Annotated in this window: 12 protein-coding genes; 6 read left to right on the forward strand and 6 right to left on the reverse strand. The window is 73.4% G+C overall.

Features of this window, described 5'->3' with window-relative positions; genetic code table 11:
• The first annotated feature begins 89 nt into the window (after positions 1-89).
• Entirely contained in the window at positions 90-659 is a 570-nt protein-coding gene (locus AB0M76_RS21250; RefSeq protein WP_365954324.1) for a carbonic anhydrase, read from the forward strand.
• A 35-nt stretch (positions 660-694) separates the two neighbouring features.
• Here AB0M76_RS21250 and AB0M76_RS21255 read toward each other — a convergent pair whose 3' ends face one another.
• From AB0M76_RS21255 to AB0M76_RS21270, 4 genes are all read right to left on the reverse strand, one after another.
• Entirely contained in the window at positions 695-1,636 is a 942-nt protein-coding gene (locus AB0M76_RS21255) for an aldo/keto reductase (RefSeq protein ID WP_365954325.1), read from the reverse strand.
• A gap of 92 nt (positions 1,637-1,728) precedes the next feature.
• Complete coding sequence (gene galK / locus AB0M76_RS21260; RefSeq protein ID WP_365954427.1) at positions 1,729-2,907, reverse strand: galactokinase; 1,179 nt, start codon at positions 2,905-2,907, stop codon at positions 1,729-1,731.
• Positions 2,908-2,921: 14 nt separating this feature from the next.
• Positions 2,922-3,962, reverse strand: coding sequence for a galactose-1-phosphate uridylyltransferase (galT, locus tag AB0M76_RS21265; RefSeq protein ID WP_365954326.1), 1,041 nt, complete (start codon positions 3,960-3,962; stop codon positions 2,922-2,924).
• Between the two features lie 73 nt (positions 3,963-4,035).
• The gene (locus AB0M76_RS21270) at positions 4,036-5,832 is read right to left on the reverse strand and encodes a beta-galactosidase family protein (RefSeq protein ID WP_365954327.1); all 1,797 of its coding nucleotides are present in this window, start codon (positions 5,830-5,832) and stop codon (positions 4,036-4,038) included.
• Positions 5,833-6,031: 199 nt separating this feature from the next.
• Between AB0M76_RS21270 and AB0M76_RS21275 the strand changes: the two genes are divergently transcribed.
• The 5 genes from AB0M76_RS21275 (at position 6,032) to AB0M76_RS21295 (ending at position 11,712) form a co-directional block, all read left to right on the forward strand.
• Positions 6,032-7,165, forward strand: coding sequence for a substrate-binding domain-containing protein (locus AB0M76_RS21275; protein ID WP_365954328.1), 1,134 nt, complete (start codon positions 6,032-6,034; stop codon positions 7,163-7,165).
• A 137-nt stretch (positions 7,166-7,302) separates the two neighbouring features.
• Positions 7,303-8,628 carry a sugar ABC transporter substrate-binding protein gene (locus AB0M76_RS21280; RefSeq protein ID WP_365954329.1) on the forward strand — a complete coding sequence of 442 codons (1,326 nt, stop codon included), beginning with the start codon at positions 7,303-7,305 and terminating at the stop codon, positions 8,626-8,628.
• Positions 8,629-8,903: 275 nt separating this feature from the next.
• A complete protein-coding gene (locus tag AB0M76_RS21285; RefSeq protein WP_365954330.1) occupies positions 8,904-9,752 on the forward strand; it encodes a sugar ABC transporter permease in 849 nt (282 codons plus the stop codon).
• Positions 9,749-10,681 (forward strand): carbohydrate ABC transporter permease, encoded by a 933-nt coding sequence (locus AB0M76_RS21290; protein ID WP_365954331.1) that lies wholly within the window; start codon positions 9,749-9,751, stop codon positions 10,679-10,681. Before AB0M76_RS21285 ends, AB0M76_RS21290 begins: the two co-directional genes overlap by 4 nt.
• Before the next feature lie 44 nt (positions 10,682-10,725).
• Entirely contained in the window at positions 10,726-11,712 is a 987-nt protein-coding gene (locus tag AB0M76_RS21295) for a hydroxyacid dehydrogenase (protein WP_365954428.1), read from the forward strand.
• Here the strand turns inward: AB0M76_RS21295 and AB0M76_RS21300 are convergent.
• Complete coding sequence (locus tag AB0M76_RS21300; protein ID WP_365954332.1) at positions 11,700-12,521, reverse strand: sugar phosphate isomerase/epimerase family protein; 822 nt, start codon at positions 12,519-12,521, stop codon at positions 11,700-11,702. The two genes, AB0M76_RS21295 and AB0M76_RS21300, sit on opposite strands and share 13 nt — an antisense overlap.
• The gene (locus tag AB0M76_RS21305) at positions 12,518-13,594 is read right to left on the reverse strand and encodes a LacI family DNA-binding transcriptional regulator (protein WP_365954333.1); all 1,077 of its coding nucleotides are present in this window, start codon (positions 13,592-13,594) and stop codon (positions 12,518-12,520) included. Before AB0M76_RS21305 ends, AB0M76_RS21300 begins: the two co-directional genes overlap by 4 nt.

The following is a 13,594-nucleotide window of genomic DNA, read 5'->3' on the forward strand; positions in this document are numbered from 1 at the left end:
CGGGATGCTCGTCCCCGAGGGCGCCGCGGGTGGCGACCGCAGCCCCGCCGCCGCGGCCGGCCACACCCGAGGCTGCGTTCGCGCGCCTGATGGAAGGCAACAGGCGCTGGGTGAGCGGAAACCTCGAACACCCCGACCGCGATCCCGAGCGGCGCGAGCTCGTCGCCGAGGCACAGGACCCCTTCGGCGTGGTCCTGTCGTGCATCGACTCCCGGGTGGCGCCCGAGCTGATCTTCGACACCGGGCTCGGCGACCTGTACGTCCTGCGTACGGGCGGGCAGGCGGTCGGCCCGGTCGTGACCGGTTCCGTCGAGTACGGGCCCATGACGGGCAGCACTCCGCTGGTCGTCGTGCTCGGGCATCAGCGCTGCGGCGCGATCGAGGCCGCGTACAAGTCGCTGAAGGGCGGCACGCCGCTGCCCGGCAATCTGCAGGCCATCGCCAAGGCCATGGTGCCCGCGTACGAGCTGACGGCGAAGAACCCCGGCGCCGACCCCGTCGACACCATGACCCACCACCAGATCAAGGTGACCGCGGACGATCTGCGGGCCAACGCCGACCTGGGGCCCCTCGTGAAGAAGGGCGCCCTGGCCGTCGTAGGCGCCTACTACTCGCTGGACACGGGCAAGGTGGAGGTCCTGACGGGTGCGCCTGCCTGAGCCCGCCCCGCCGAAACGCCGCGCCGCGCCGCGGCTCACGCCCCCGCGATCGCGTCGATCTCCGCCAGCAGTTCGGGCTCCAGCGGGCGGTCGGCGACGGCCGCGTTGGCCCGTACCTGCTCGGGGGAGGTGGCGCCCGCGATGACGGAGGAGCAGCCCGGCTGGGCGGAGAGCCAGCCGATGGCGAGCTCGAGGACGCTGCGGCCGTGCTTGTCGGCGACGGCGGCCAGCGCCTCGACCGTGTCGAGCCGCCCTTCGGTGAGGTACGCGTCGCGCCCCTCCAGGCGTGAGCCGGCCGGCACCGGGGCACCCCGGCGGATCTTGCCGGTCAGCAGGCCGTTGGCGAGCGGGAAGTACGGGAGCACGCCGAGGCCGTAGTGCACGGCGGCCGGGACCAGCTCGGCCTCCGCGTTCCGCTGGAGCAGCGACCATTCGTTCTGTGCCGACACGAACGGGGCCGCGCCCGTCTCGCGGGCGACGTGGGCGGCTTCGGCGAGCTGCCAGCCGCTGAAGTTGGAGTGGCCGATGTAGCGGATCTTGCCCTCGGCGACCAGCTCGGTGAGCGCGGCCAGGGTTTCGGCGACGGGGGTGGCCGGGTCGGGGCTGTGCAGCTGGTAGAGGTCGATGTGGTCGGTGTCCAGGCGGCGCAGGGACTCCTCGACGGCCCGCCGGATGTACGCGCGGCCGCCGCGGGATCCGGCGGCGGGCCCGTACTCCATGTCCATGCCCGCGTAGCCGAACTTGGTGGCGAGGACGACCTGGTCGCGGCGGCCCTTGAGGGCCTGTCCGAGGTGGCGCTCGGAGCCGCCTCGGCCGCCGTAGATGTCGGCGGTGTCGAGGAGGGTGATCCCCGCGTCGAGCGCGGCGTCGACGACGGCGCGGGTCGCCTGGGCGTCGAGGCGGCCGCCGAAGTTGTTGCAGCCGAGCCCGACGGCGGAGACCTGAAGACCTGAACTGCCCAGCGGGATGTAGCGCATGCGTTTCGTTCCTCCGCGTTCGTACGGCACCTGATCGACGAAGTGATCAGTCTAGGCACGCCGGTTCGGCGGAAGCTGCCCTTCCTCCCTCGTCACACCGTCCGGCCCGCCCCTGCGGACGGCTCTGCCGCCGTGATGCGCGGCGGCTTGAACCCGGCCGCGACGAAGGCCTCCGTGACCGCCCGGGTCACGGCCGGCTCGGCGTCCGCGTCGATCAGGGCCAGGGCCGAGCCGCCGAAGCCGCCGCCGGTCATCCGGGCCCCGTACGCGCCCGCCGCGTCGGCGGTGGCGACCGCCAGGTCGAGCTCGGCGCAGGACACCTCGTAGTCGTCCCGCAGCGAGGCGTGGCCCTCGGTCAGCAGCGGGCCCGCCTCCCGCAGCCGTCCGGCGCGCAGCAGTTCCTCCACCCGTACGACCCGTTCGTTCTCGGTGACGACGTGCCGGACCCGTTTGCGCCGGACCGGGTCGCCGAGGCGGGCCAGGGCCTGCTCCAGCTCCTCGTACGGGAGGTCGCGCAGGGCGGGCAGCCCGAGCTCGGCGGCCGCCCCGTGGCAGGAGGCGAGGCGCTCGGCGTAGGCCCCGTCGGCCAGGTCGTGCTTGACCCGGGTGTCGATGACCAGGAGGCGGAGGCCCGCCGCCGCGCAGTCGAAGGGGATGTGCCGCTGTTCGAGGGTGCGGGTGTCCAGGTGGAGGGCGTGGCCCTCGGTGGCGCAGGCCGAGGCCGTCTGGTCCATCACCCCGCAGGGCACGCCGACGTAGGCGTTCTCGGCACGGCGGGCGAGCGCGGCCAGTTCGGTGCCGGTGAGCGGGATCCCGTACAGGTCGGTGAGTGCCAGGGCGGTGGCCACCTCCAGGGCGGCAGAGGAGGACAGCCCGGCGCCGGTGGGCACGTCGGAGCGGATGTGCAGCTCCGCGCCGCCGACCGGAAGGCCGGCGTCCAGCAGGGCCCACAGCACCCCGGCCGGGTACGCGGCCCAGCCTGCGGCGCCGGTGGGCGGGCGGGCCGGGTCGAGGTCGGCGGGGCGGACGGTGACCACGCCGGAGGGGACGTCGGCGGAGTGGAGCCGGAGGATCCCGTCGGCGCGCCGGGCGGCGGCGACCTGCGTGCGCTGCGGGAGCGCGAAGGGCAGGGCGAAGCCGTCGTTGTAGTCGGTGTGTTCGCCGATGAGGTTGACCCGGCCCGGAGCCGCCCAGACTCCCTCGGGCGGGGACCCGTACAGCCGGCGGAACCCGTCCGCGGCGGCCTGGTTCACCGGCTCGCCACCGTTCATCGGCTCGCCGCCCTTCATCGGCTCGCCACCTCGCGCAGCCGCGCGGCCGCGTCCTCGGGCCGGACGTCGTTCATGTAGGCCTCCATCCCGGATTCGGTTCCCGCCAGGTACTTGAGCTTGTCAGCGGTGCGGCGGACCGTGAAGAGCTCCAGGTGGAGCGCGAAGTCGGCCCGGCCCTCACCGGAGGTCGGCGCCTGGTGCCAGGCGGAGATGTACGGGGTGGGCCCGGGTGTCCCGAACAGCCGGTCGAAGCGGCGCAGCAGCTCCAGGTAGAGGCGGGGGAACTCGGCGCGGGCCGCGTCGTCCAGCGTGGTCAGGTCGGCGGTGCGGCGGTGCGGATAGAGGTGGACCTCGTACGGCCAGCGCGCGGCGTAGGGCACGAAGGCGGTCCAGTGCTCCCCTTCGAGGACCACTCGGGTGCCCTCGGCGCGTTCGGCGGCGAGCACCTCCTCGAAGAGGTTGCCGCCGGTGCGGGCGCGGTGGGCGGCGACGGTGGCGAGCATGCGGGTGGTGCGCGGGGTGATGAAGGGGAAGGCGTAGATCTGGCCGTGCGGGTGCGCGAGGGTCACGCCGATCTCGGTGCCGCGGTTCTCGAAGCAGTAGATCTGCCGGACCCCGTGGTGGGCGGAGAGCTCGGCGGTGCGGTCGGTCCAGGCGGCCAGGACCAGCGCGGCGCGCTCCTCGTCGAGCTCGGCGAAGGAGGTCAGGTGGTCGGGGGTGAAGCAGATGACCTCGCAGCGGCCGGTGTCGCCGGCGAGGGAGGGGAAGCGGTTCTCGAAGACGACCACGTCGTAGTCGGGGGCCGGGATCTCGCTCGCGCGTCCCTCGGTGGAGGGGCACAGCGGGCAGGCGTCGGCGGGCGGGAGGTAGGTGCGTCCCTGGCGGTGGGAGGCGATGACGACGGCGTCGCCGAGCAGCGGGTCGCGGCGCACCTCGGAGGAGGTGGCGGACGCGTCGAGGGGGCGGGTGTCGGGGACGGCGCGGGCCGCGCCGTCGTCGGCGTCGTAGTACAGGATCTCGCGGCCGTCGGCCAGGCGGGTGCTCGTTCGCTTCACGGGAAGAGCTTCTCTCAAGGGATGGTCACCGGAGTTCGCCGGGGTCCTCGCGGTTCGCGGGGTTCGCCGGGGTTCATTCGAGGGTGACGACGGTGGGGCGGCCGAGGTCGGGGCGGTCGCGCAGCGGCAGATCGGCGCCGGGGCGCTCCAGCTCGAGGAGGACGATCTCGTTCCGGCCGCTCCGCCACAGGGGCGCGGGGGCGTACAGGGTGCGCTGCGGTCCGCGCGGGGTGTCGTAGTGGCCGAGGAGGAAGCCGTTCAGCCAGACGAGGCCGGTGCCCCAGCCGGAGAGGTCGACGAATCCGTCGGCGGGGGCGTCCGGGAGGGCGTGGGTGAAGCGGTGGAAGGCCGGGCGGCCCGCTTCGGGGGTGTCGGGTGTGTCGGGCGACCAGTCCAGGCCGGTCGGGTCGGTGAGCGGGAGCGTCCGGATCTCCCACTCGAACAGCTGCTGGTGGCCATGGCGGACACCGCGCCAGATGCCCTTGCGGTCGTCGAGGAGCGGGCCGTAGTTGACCCGGCCCTGGGCGCGGACGAGGACGTCGAGGACGACCCCCGCCTCGCCGACGGGCAGGTCGAGGCCCTCGTCCGGCCGGTTGCGATCGAGGACGCCGAGGGGCTCCCCGTCGGCGAACACGTACGCCCGGTCGCCGAGGCCGTCGATCCGGACGGGCATGGCGGGGCGCGGGCCGGTGACGGTGGTGCGGTAGTGGATCATGCCGTGGGCCTGGCCGAGCTTCTCCATGGACTCGGGCGCGGGGCGCAGCACGGGCTCCCCGCCCAGCAGGTCGAGGTGGTCCAGGAGCGGAGCGGTGCCGGCGGGGACCGCAAGGGCGGGAGTGATACGGGGCGGCGGTTCGGGCAACGGCCCGTCGGGCAGCGGCACGTACTTGCCGATGACCTCGCGGAACGCGTGGAACTTGGGGGTGAGTTCGCCGGCCTCGCCGATCGGGGCGTCGTAGTCGTAGCTGGTGACGGTGGGCTCGTAGCCGGGGTCGCCGGGCCGCGACCCGGTGTGGTTGGCGCCCGCCCAGAAGCCGAAGTTGGTGCCGCCGTGGGCCATGTAGAGGTTGACGGAGGCGCCGGTGGCGAGGAGTTCGTCGAGGGACTGCGCCGCGTCCTCGACGGCACGGACGTGGTGGTCCTCGCCCCAGTGGTCGAACCAGCCGATCCAGAACTCCATGGCGGCGAGCGGGCCGGTCCGCTGGTAGCGGCGCAGGTGGGCGAGGCGTTCGGCGGGCCGGGCACCGAAGGTGGCGGTGGCGAGCCGGCCCGGGAGCATGCCGCCCTGGAGCATGGCGTCCTCGGGGCCGTCGGCGGTGAACAGGAGGCAGTCCACTCCGCGTTCGACCAGGGCCTGTTCCACATGGGCGCGGTAGCGGGTGTCGTTGCCGTACGAGCCGTACTCGTTCTCGATCTGTACGGCGACGACCGGACCGCCGCGGCTCGCGAGCAGCGGCAGCAGCTCGGCGGCGACGAGGTCGAACCAGCCGTCGGCCTCGGCCTCGAAGCGGGGGTCGGAGCAGCGCAGGTGGAGGCCGTCGACGGCGAGGAGCCGGGCGGGCAGGCCGCCGAAGTCCCATTCTGCGCAGATGTACGGGCCGGGGCGGACGACGGCGTCGAGGCCGAGGTCCTGGGCGGTGCGCAGGAAGCGGCCGAGGTCGCGCGGCCCGGTGAAGTCTGCCTTGCCGGGGGCGGTCTCGTGGAAGTTCCAGGGGACGTACGTGTCCACGGTGTTGGCACCCAGGGCGCGCAGCCGCCGCAACCGGTCCTCCCACAGGTCGGGATGGACACGGAAGTAGTGCAGGGCCCCCGAGACGATGCGGTGGGGGCGGCCTGCGCGCCGGAATCCGTCCTGGTCGTACGTGAGCATGCGCTGACTCCCGAGAGAGGTCGTGATGCCGTGAGGTGCCGGACGCCGCCGAATATATGAACGCACCGTCCACGCCGTCAATGACCGGTTGAGCGGAAACGATCGAAACGATCGGTTCGGTTCTCTATGATGGCGATGCAGACACGGATACGGATACCGAGACGGACACCGTCGGAAGACTGCAGGGGGCAGGGAAACCTTGAGACCACATGTGGACCAGCGCCAGGCGCAGGTGCTCGCGCTGGTGCGGGCCCGGGGCAGCGTGCGCGTGGCGGATCTGGCACAGGAGCTGGGCGTCTCGCCGGTCACCTTGCGGCGCGACATCGAGGCGATGGCGGCCCGGGGCGAGATCCACCGGATGCACGGGGTGATCAGCCGGGTGGAGGCCGGGCGGCCGGGCGCTTCGGCGGGCCCGGTGCCGGTCCCCGGGCCGGGCGGGAGCCGGTCGCCGGCCCCGGCGGAGGCCGAGGGCCTGGTGATCGGGATGGTGGTGCCGACCACCGAGTACTACTACGCGGAGGTCGTACGCGGAGCCCGCGAGGTGGTGGAGGCGCGGGGCGCGCGGCTGACCGTGGGCCTGACCCGGTACCTGCCCGGCGAGGACCGGACGCAGGCCGACCGGCTGCTGTCCACCGGGGCGGACGGGCTGCTGCTCACCCCGAACTGGGATGCCGGTTCGCCCGGCCCCGGGGAGGGGGCGTGGACGGCGGAGCTGCCGGTTCCGACGGTGCTGGTGGAGCGGTGGGCCCCGCCCGGACATCCGGCCGCGGCCCTGGACCGGGTGGCCTCCGACCATGCGTACGGCGCTGCGACGGCGGTGCAGCACCTGGTGGAACGGGGCCACCGGCGGATCGCGCTGGCCAGCCGTGCGACGCCGACGACGCCGCGGCTGCGGGCCGGGTACGAGGCGGCGGTGGCCGCGCTCGGACTGGAGCCGGCGCCGCCGTGGCCGGCGGCAGGGCCGGGCCCGCTCTCGGACGCGGACCTGTTCGCGCGGACGCTGGACTACCTCTGTGAGGCGGTGACGGCGGGCGGGGTGACCGCGGCCCTGATCCACAGCGACACCGACGCGATCATGCTGATCCCGAGACTCCAGGCGCGTGGGGTCCGGGTGCCGGAGGACCTCGCGATGATCACGTACGACGACGAGGTGGCGGGGCTGGCCGACGTACCGCTCTCGGCGGTGGCGCCGGCCAAGCACGAGGTGGGGGCGCGGGCCGCGGGGTTGCTGCTGGACCGGCTGACGGCGGCGGGCGAGGGGCAGGGGGCGGGGCAGCAGGCGGGGTCGCGGCAGCATCTGGAGCTGCTCCCCCGGCTGACGATCCGCTCATAAGGAACAGGATGGGGACTCTCGGAGCGATCGTTTCGATCGAGTTGCGCATTCGCTCTTGACGGTGTGCTTGTTCGCACAAAAGATGGGCCTCGTTCTCCCATCCGCCGCCGTCTGCGGTCGTCCGTAGGAGTCACACCATGTCGCGCAGCTTCCGTTCCTTCCGCATGCCCCGATTCGTCCTGACCGCCTCGGTCGCCTCGCTCGCCCTGCTCGCCACCGCGTGCGGCGGGGAGGCGGAGCCGGGCGCGGCCGGGGCGGCCGGCGGCTCGCCGGAGCAGCCGGTCACCGTCACGTACTGGTCCTCGTCCGCGGGTGCGCAGCAGACGGCGGACGCCTTCAACAAGACGCACCCGAACATCCAGGTGCAGTTCTCGGCGGTGCCGGGCGGGCCCGACGGGGCGGCCAAGCTGGCCAATGCGGTCAAGGGCGGCAACGCGCCGGACATCGCGACGATGGACTACTCGGCGCTCCCGGAGTTCGCGAGCGGCGGCAATCTGGAGGACCTGAGCGCGACGTCCGGGAAGCTGGTCTCCGAGAAGTTCCCCGAGGCGGTGCAATCATTGGTGAAGCTGGGCGGCAAGACGTGGGCCGTGCCGTTCGACGTCACCCCGCTCGAACTCTTCTACCGGAAGGACATCTTCGAGAAGCACGGGGTGGCCGTGCCGAAGACGTGGGACGAGTACAAGGCGGCCGCGGAGAAGATCAACCAGGCCGACTCTTCGGTGAAGATCACCAACTTCGGCGGCGGCGACCCGGCGGTGCTGGCGGGCCTCTCCTGGCAGGCGGGCGCCCGGTGGTACGGCACCGAGGGCGACAAGTGGAAGATAGCGATCAACGACCCCGCCTCGAAGAAGGTGGCGGAGTACTGGAACGGCCTGATGGCATCGGGGGTGGCCTCGAAGACCCCGCTGTGGGGCGAGGGCGAGGCGAAGGAACGTTCGTCCGGGCAGGTCGCGACCGTCATCGGTGCAGCCTGGACCGCGGGCACCTTCCTCGCGAACTACCCGGACCTCAAGGGGAAGTGGGGCATCGCCCCGCTCCCGACCTGGGACGGCAAGCCCGCCACCGGCATGTACGGCGGCACCTCTTACATCGTGCCGAAGGGCAGCAAGCAGACCAAGGCGGCGGCGGAGTTCATCAAGTGGGTCACCACCGACCCGGAGGCGATCAAAGCCCGGCTCAGCTCGCTCAAGTCGCCGAGCAGCGCCCTGCCGGCCAACGCCGAGATGCGGGCCGAGGCGGCGAAGCTGTTCGACACGACGTACTTCGAGGGGCAGGATCCGTACGGCCTGGCCGGCGCCGCAGCGGCCACCATCGTGCCGGGCTGGACGTGGGGCCCGGTCCACCTCCAGGTCAACTCGGCGCAGAACGCGGCCGGCCCGGACCTGGTCAAGGCCCTCGGCGAGGGCCAGTCGGCCGCCGAGAAGGCCATCAAGGACCGCGGCCTGGGCCTGGCCGGCTGATGCCGCGCACCAACTCCGCCGACGCCGCCGGCCCCACTGGCCCTACTGGCCCCGCGGGCCTGAGTGATTCGACTGGTTCGACCGGCGACTCGGCAGCCGGACAGCGCTCCGCGCAGCCGGCCGACGTCGGCCGCACCGCAGGAGGCCGCGGCGTCGGCCTGCGCTCACAGGCGCCCCGACCGGCAGGCGCATCCCGCCCGGCGCGGTCACCCGACCCGGGTCGAACCGCCGGAGGTGCCGGCGCTGGTGCCGGCGCTGGTGCGGCCGCCTGGTTCATGGCCCCCTTCTTCCTCCTCTTCGCCGTCGTGACCCTCGCCCCCATCGGGTACGCCGCCTGGCTCAGCCTCTTCCGCGAGGAGCAGTCCGGCCTCGGATTCGGCGGAGCCCGGCAGGTCTTCAGTGGAATCGGGAACTACACCGAGGCTCTGTCCGATCCCCTCTTCCTGGCCTCCTTCCGCCACGTCGCCGTCTACTGCCTTCTCTACATCCCCGTCATGGTCGGCGGTGCCCTGGTCCTCGCCCTGCTCCTGGACTCCGCCCTCGCCCGTGCCCGGCGGTTCTTCCAGATCGCCTTCTACCTGCCGCACGCCGTCCCCGGCCTGATCGCCGCGATGATCTGGCTCTACCTCTACACGCCCGGCCTCAGTCCCGTCCTCGACGTCCTCGACTCGGCCGGGATCTCCTGGAACTTCTTCGGCCGTGACGAGGCCCTGCTGTCGGTGGTCAACGTCTCGGCCTGGCAGTGGACGGGCTACAACATGATCATCTTCTACGCCGGGCTCCAGGCCATCCCCCGCGAGACCCTCGAGGCCGCCACCATGGACGGCGCCGGAGCCATCCGCACCGCCTTCCAGGTGAAGGTGCCGGGCATCCGGCCGACCCTCGTGCTGACCGTCCTGTTCACCTGCGTCGGCGCCGTCCAGCTCTTCGACGCCCCGCAGTTGCTCCAGCTCCGGACCACCGAGATGGGCGAGTCCTGGTCCCCCACCATGTACATCTTCAGCGCCGCGTTCAAGGGCCACGACTACGGGCTGGCGGCCGCGAGCGCGCTGCTCCTCGCCCTGGTCGCCGGCGCCGCCTCCTACGTCGTCACGAAGCTCGGCAACCGCTGGAGGTCTGCATGACCGCCTCGCTCGCCCCGGCCGAGGCCGCGCGCCCGGCCCGCGGCCCTGCCCCCGCCGCTGCCCCCGGCCCGGCCCCGACCCGCCTCGCGCCGAGGAGCGCCCTGCTCTCCCGTACCGCCGTGAACGCGGCGCTCCTCCTCGTCGCGGCCTACACCCTGATGCCCCTCGCCTGGCTGGTCCTGGCCGCCACCAAGAACCGCCGCGACCTCTTCGCCACCGCCCCCTACGCCCCGGGGGACTTCAGCCTCCTCACCAACCTCGGCGAGGTCTTCACGTACGACGACGGCATCTTCGGCCGCTGGCTCGCCAACAGCCTGCTCTACACCGTCGTCGGCTCCACCCTCTCGGCCCTCGTCAGCGTGGCCTGCGGCTACGCCTTCCACGCCTACGAGTTCCGGCACAAGGAGAAGCTCTTCGGTGTCGTCCTCGCCGGGATCCTGGTCCCCGCCACCGTGCTCCAGCTGCCGCTGTACCTGATGGCCTCGGCCCGCGGCGCCGTGAACACGTACTGGGCCTACCTGGTGCCCGCCCTGGTCAACCCCTTCGGGGTGTACCTGGCCCGGGTGTTCGCCGAGGGCTACGTCCCCGACGAGGTGCTGGCGGCCGCCCGCGTCGACGGCGCGGGTGAACTGCGGCTGTTCGCGCACGTGTCGTTCCCGATGCTGTGGCCGGGGTTTGTGACCATCTTCCTGTTCACCTTCACGGCCATCTGGAACAACTTCTACGGCGCGCTGACCATGCTGAACGACGAGCGGCTCTACCCCGTCAGTCTGGGCCTGTTCATGTGGAACCGCAGCGTCTACCAGCAGCCCGAGCTCTATCCCCTGGTGATCACCGGTTCACTCGTCGCCGTCGTCCCGCTCGTACTGGCCTTCCTCGGGCTGCAGCGGTTCTGGCGCTCGGGTCTCACCGCAGGAGCCGTCAAGTGACCCACCGCCTCCTCCCCCGGCGGCGCCCCGCCACGGTGCTCGCCATGAGCCCCGGCACCCGGGCCGCCGTCCTCAGCGGCCGGATGCTGCCCGCGCTCGTCCGGGTCGCCGATGTGGACGCCGATCTGCTGCTGACCGGCTTCGACCACGACGAGCCCGAGCTCCACCGCCGCCTCGCAGAGGCCGAGGTGCTGTTCACCGGCTGGGGCTGTCCGCCGCTCGACGCCGAGGCGCTGGACCGGATGCCGCGGCTGCGCGCCGTGGTGCATGCCGCCGGCAGCGTCAAACAGCATGTCACGGAGGCCTGCTGGGAGCGCGGGCTGCTGGTCTCCAGCGCCGCCGCCGCCAATGCCGTGCCGGTCGCCGAGTACACGCTCGCCGCGATCCTGTTCGCCAACAAGCGGGTCCTGGAATCCGCCCACGCCTACCGGGCGGCGCGCGGCCCGATCGACCTGCTGCGCCGCTACCCGGCCGTCGGCAACTACCACCGCACCGTCGGCATCGTCGGCGCCTCGCTCATCGGCCGGCGCGTCATGGGGCTGCTGCGCCCCTTCGACCTGCGGGTGCTCGTCCACGATCCGTACGCCGACCCGGCCGAGCTCGCCGCTCTGGGCGGCGAGTGTTGCGCGCTCGACGAACTGCTGCGCCGCAGCGACGTGGTGAGCCTGCACGCTCCCGCGCTCCCCCAGACCCGCCATCTGCTGGACGCCGCCCGGCTGGCGCTGATGCCGGACGGCGCGACGCTCGTCAACACCGCGCGGGGCTCGCTCGTCGACACCGTGGCGCTGACCGAGGAACTGGTCGCGGGACGGCTGCACGCCGTACTCGACCACACCGAGCCCGAGGTGCTGCCCACCGGCTCCCCGCTGTACAACCTCCCGAACGTGCTGCTCACCCCGCATGTGGCGGGCTCGCTGGGCGGGGAGCTGGACCGGCTGGCCGCAATGGCGGTCGAGGAGCTGGAGCGGTACGCCATGGGCCTGGGCTTCCGCTACGCCGTCGACCGCGGGCGGCTCGTCTACTCGGCCTGAGGCGCAGTCGCCGTCGCGGTCGCCGTCGCCGTCGCCACCAGGCTCTCCAGGTACTCCCGGCCCCGCGCCAGCTGCCCCGGCAGCTCGGCGGCGCCGGGATACCAGCGCTTCTCGTACTCCCAGCAGAGCCAGCTGTCCGGCGGTACGGCGGCCACCGCCTCGGCGAGCGGCAGCGCTCCGGCGCCGAGCCCGAGGGGGGTGAGCTCCTGCGCCGACGCCACATCCTTCACCTGTACGTAGCCGAGGTGCCGGGCCAGGGCCCGCCGCGTCTCGGCCGGGGACTCGCCCCCGAGCCAGGTGTGCAGTACGTCCCACAGCGCGCCCGCGCTGGAATGCGCGACCCGGTCCAGCACCCGCCCGGCGGCCGCTCCGGTCCGGTGCGAGTCGTGTGTCTCGAGCAGGATCCGCACTTCGTGCCGCTCGGCGAACGGTGCGGCGGCGGCCAGCCGGCGTACCGCGTGCGCATCGGCGACGGCCGCGGGCTGCTCGGCTCCGCCGGGGAACACCCGGACGTAGGGGGCTTCGAGGTCGGCGGCGAGCCGGACCAGGCCGTGCAGTTCGGCGAGGACCGGCTCGTCCGCGCCGGGGGCGGCCACCCGGGTGTAGCCCGCGACCCCGAGGACGCCGACTCCGGCGGCGATGAGGGTGCGCAGACCCGCCGCACGGTCGGCGGGCGGGCTGCCGGGGTGCAGGGGCTCCTCGGGGTGGGCGCGCAGTTCGAGGCCGTCGTAGCCGTGGGCGGCGGCGAGGGCGGCGCTCCGGTCGAGCGGCGTGCCGGGCAGGCCGAGCGTCGAGAAGGCGTACCTCACGGAAGGCTCCCGTCGGCCGGGGGCGGCGCGGTGGATCCGCGCACCATGAGCTCGGTGGGCAGGGTGGTGATGCCGCCCGGAGGCAGCGGTCTGCGGCCGGTGACCAGCTGGGCGGCGAGTATGCCCGCCTCGCGCAGCGGCACCCGGACGGTGGTGAGCGCGGGGGCGGTGTCCACGCAGAAGGGGAGGTCGTCGAAGCCGGCGACGGAGACGTCCTCGGGGATGCGCAGTCCGGCCTCGCGCAGGGCCGCGGCCACGCCGGTGGCGACGGTGTCGTTGGCCGCGGCGACGGCCGTGAAGGCTTCTCCGCGGCGCAGCAGTTCGCGGGTGGCGTCGTAGCCGGCGGAGCGCTCGAAGCCGGCGTGCACGGTGAGCGGGTCGCAGGCTGCGGGGAGACCCGGATCGTGGCGCCGCAGTGCCTCGCGGTGTCCGCCGAGCCGCTCCCGGGTGGTGCTCAGCCCCGGCGGGCCGGCCACGTACGCGATGCGCCGGTGGCCGAGTGTCAGCAGGTGCCCGGCGAGGCGGAAGGCGCCTCCTCGGTCGTCGAACATGACGGTGGCCACAGGCAGTGCGGCGGGTACGGGCAGCGGGGGCCGACCGCACAGGACGACGGGAGCGCCGGTGCCCGCCATCCGGGTGATGCGGGAGGTGAGCGCGGCGGTGTGCCCGGGCTCCTCCACGGCGCCGCCGGTCAGGACGAGCCCGCCGGCCCGCTGGCCTTCCAGCAGGGTGAGGTAGGCGAGTTCGGCCGCGGGGGCGCCCTCGGTGTTGCAGACGACGGCGAGCCGGCGGGCGTCCGCCCGGCCGGTCGGCGCGAGGGCGCTCTGCAGGGATCCGGCGAGGATGCCGAAGAAACTGTCCGCGACGTCGTGGACGAGGACGCCGACCAGGTCGGAGGTGGCGGCCGCGAGGGCGCGGGCGGGGCCGTTGGCCACGTAGCCGAGATCTTCGACGGCTTGTTCCACGCGGGTCCGGGTGCCCCCGGCCACCGGGTATCCGCCGTTGAGCACCCGCGAGACCGTCGCGGGCGATACACCTGCGTGCGCCGCCACCTCGGCGAGAGTCACCGCCAT

Origin of the sequence: Streptomyces sp. NPDC051364 (assembly GCF_040682115.1) — a bacterium.
Classification (GTDB): domain Bacteria; phylum Actinomycetota; class Actinomycetes; order Streptomycetales; family Streptomycetaceae; genus Streptomyces.

Coding starts and splice junctions, on each gene's coding strand:
- AB0M76_RS21250 (WP_365954324.1), top strand. CDS start 90: ATGGAAGGCAACAGGCGCTGGGTGAGCGGAAACCTCGAACACCCCGAC.
- AB0M76_RS21255 (WP_365954325.1), bottom strand. CDS start 1,636: ATGCGCTACATCCCGCTGGGCAGTTCAGGTCTTCAGGTCTCCGCCGTC.
- AB0M76_RS21305 (WP_365954333.1), bottom strand. CDS start 13,594: ATGGCGGTGACTCTCGCCGAGGTGGCGGCGCACGCAGGTGTATCGCCC.
- AB0M76_RS21270 (WP_365954327.1), bottom strand. CDS start 5,832: ATGCTCACGTACGACCAGGACGGATTCCGGCGCGCAGGCCGCCCCCAC.
- galK (WP_365954427.1), bottom strand. CDS start 2,907: ATGAACGGTGGCGAGCCGGTGAACCAGGCCGCCGCGGACGGGTTCCGC.
- AB0M76_RS21290 (WP_365954331.1), top strand. CDS start 9,749: ATGACCGCCTCGCTCGCCCCGGCCGAGGCCGCGCGCCCGGCCCGCGGC.
- AB0M76_RS21295 (WP_365954428.1), top strand. CDS start 10,726: ATGAGCCCCGGCACCCGGGCCGCCGTCCTCAGCGGCCGGATGCTGCCC.
- AB0M76_RS21285 (WP_365954330.1), top strand. CDS start 8,904: ATGGCCCCCTTCTTCCTCCTCTTCGCCGTCGTGACCCTCGCCCCCATC.
- AB0M76_RS21280 (WP_365954329.1), top strand. CDS start 7,303: ATGTCGCGCAGCTTCCGTTCCTTCCGCATGCCCCGATTCGTCCTGACC.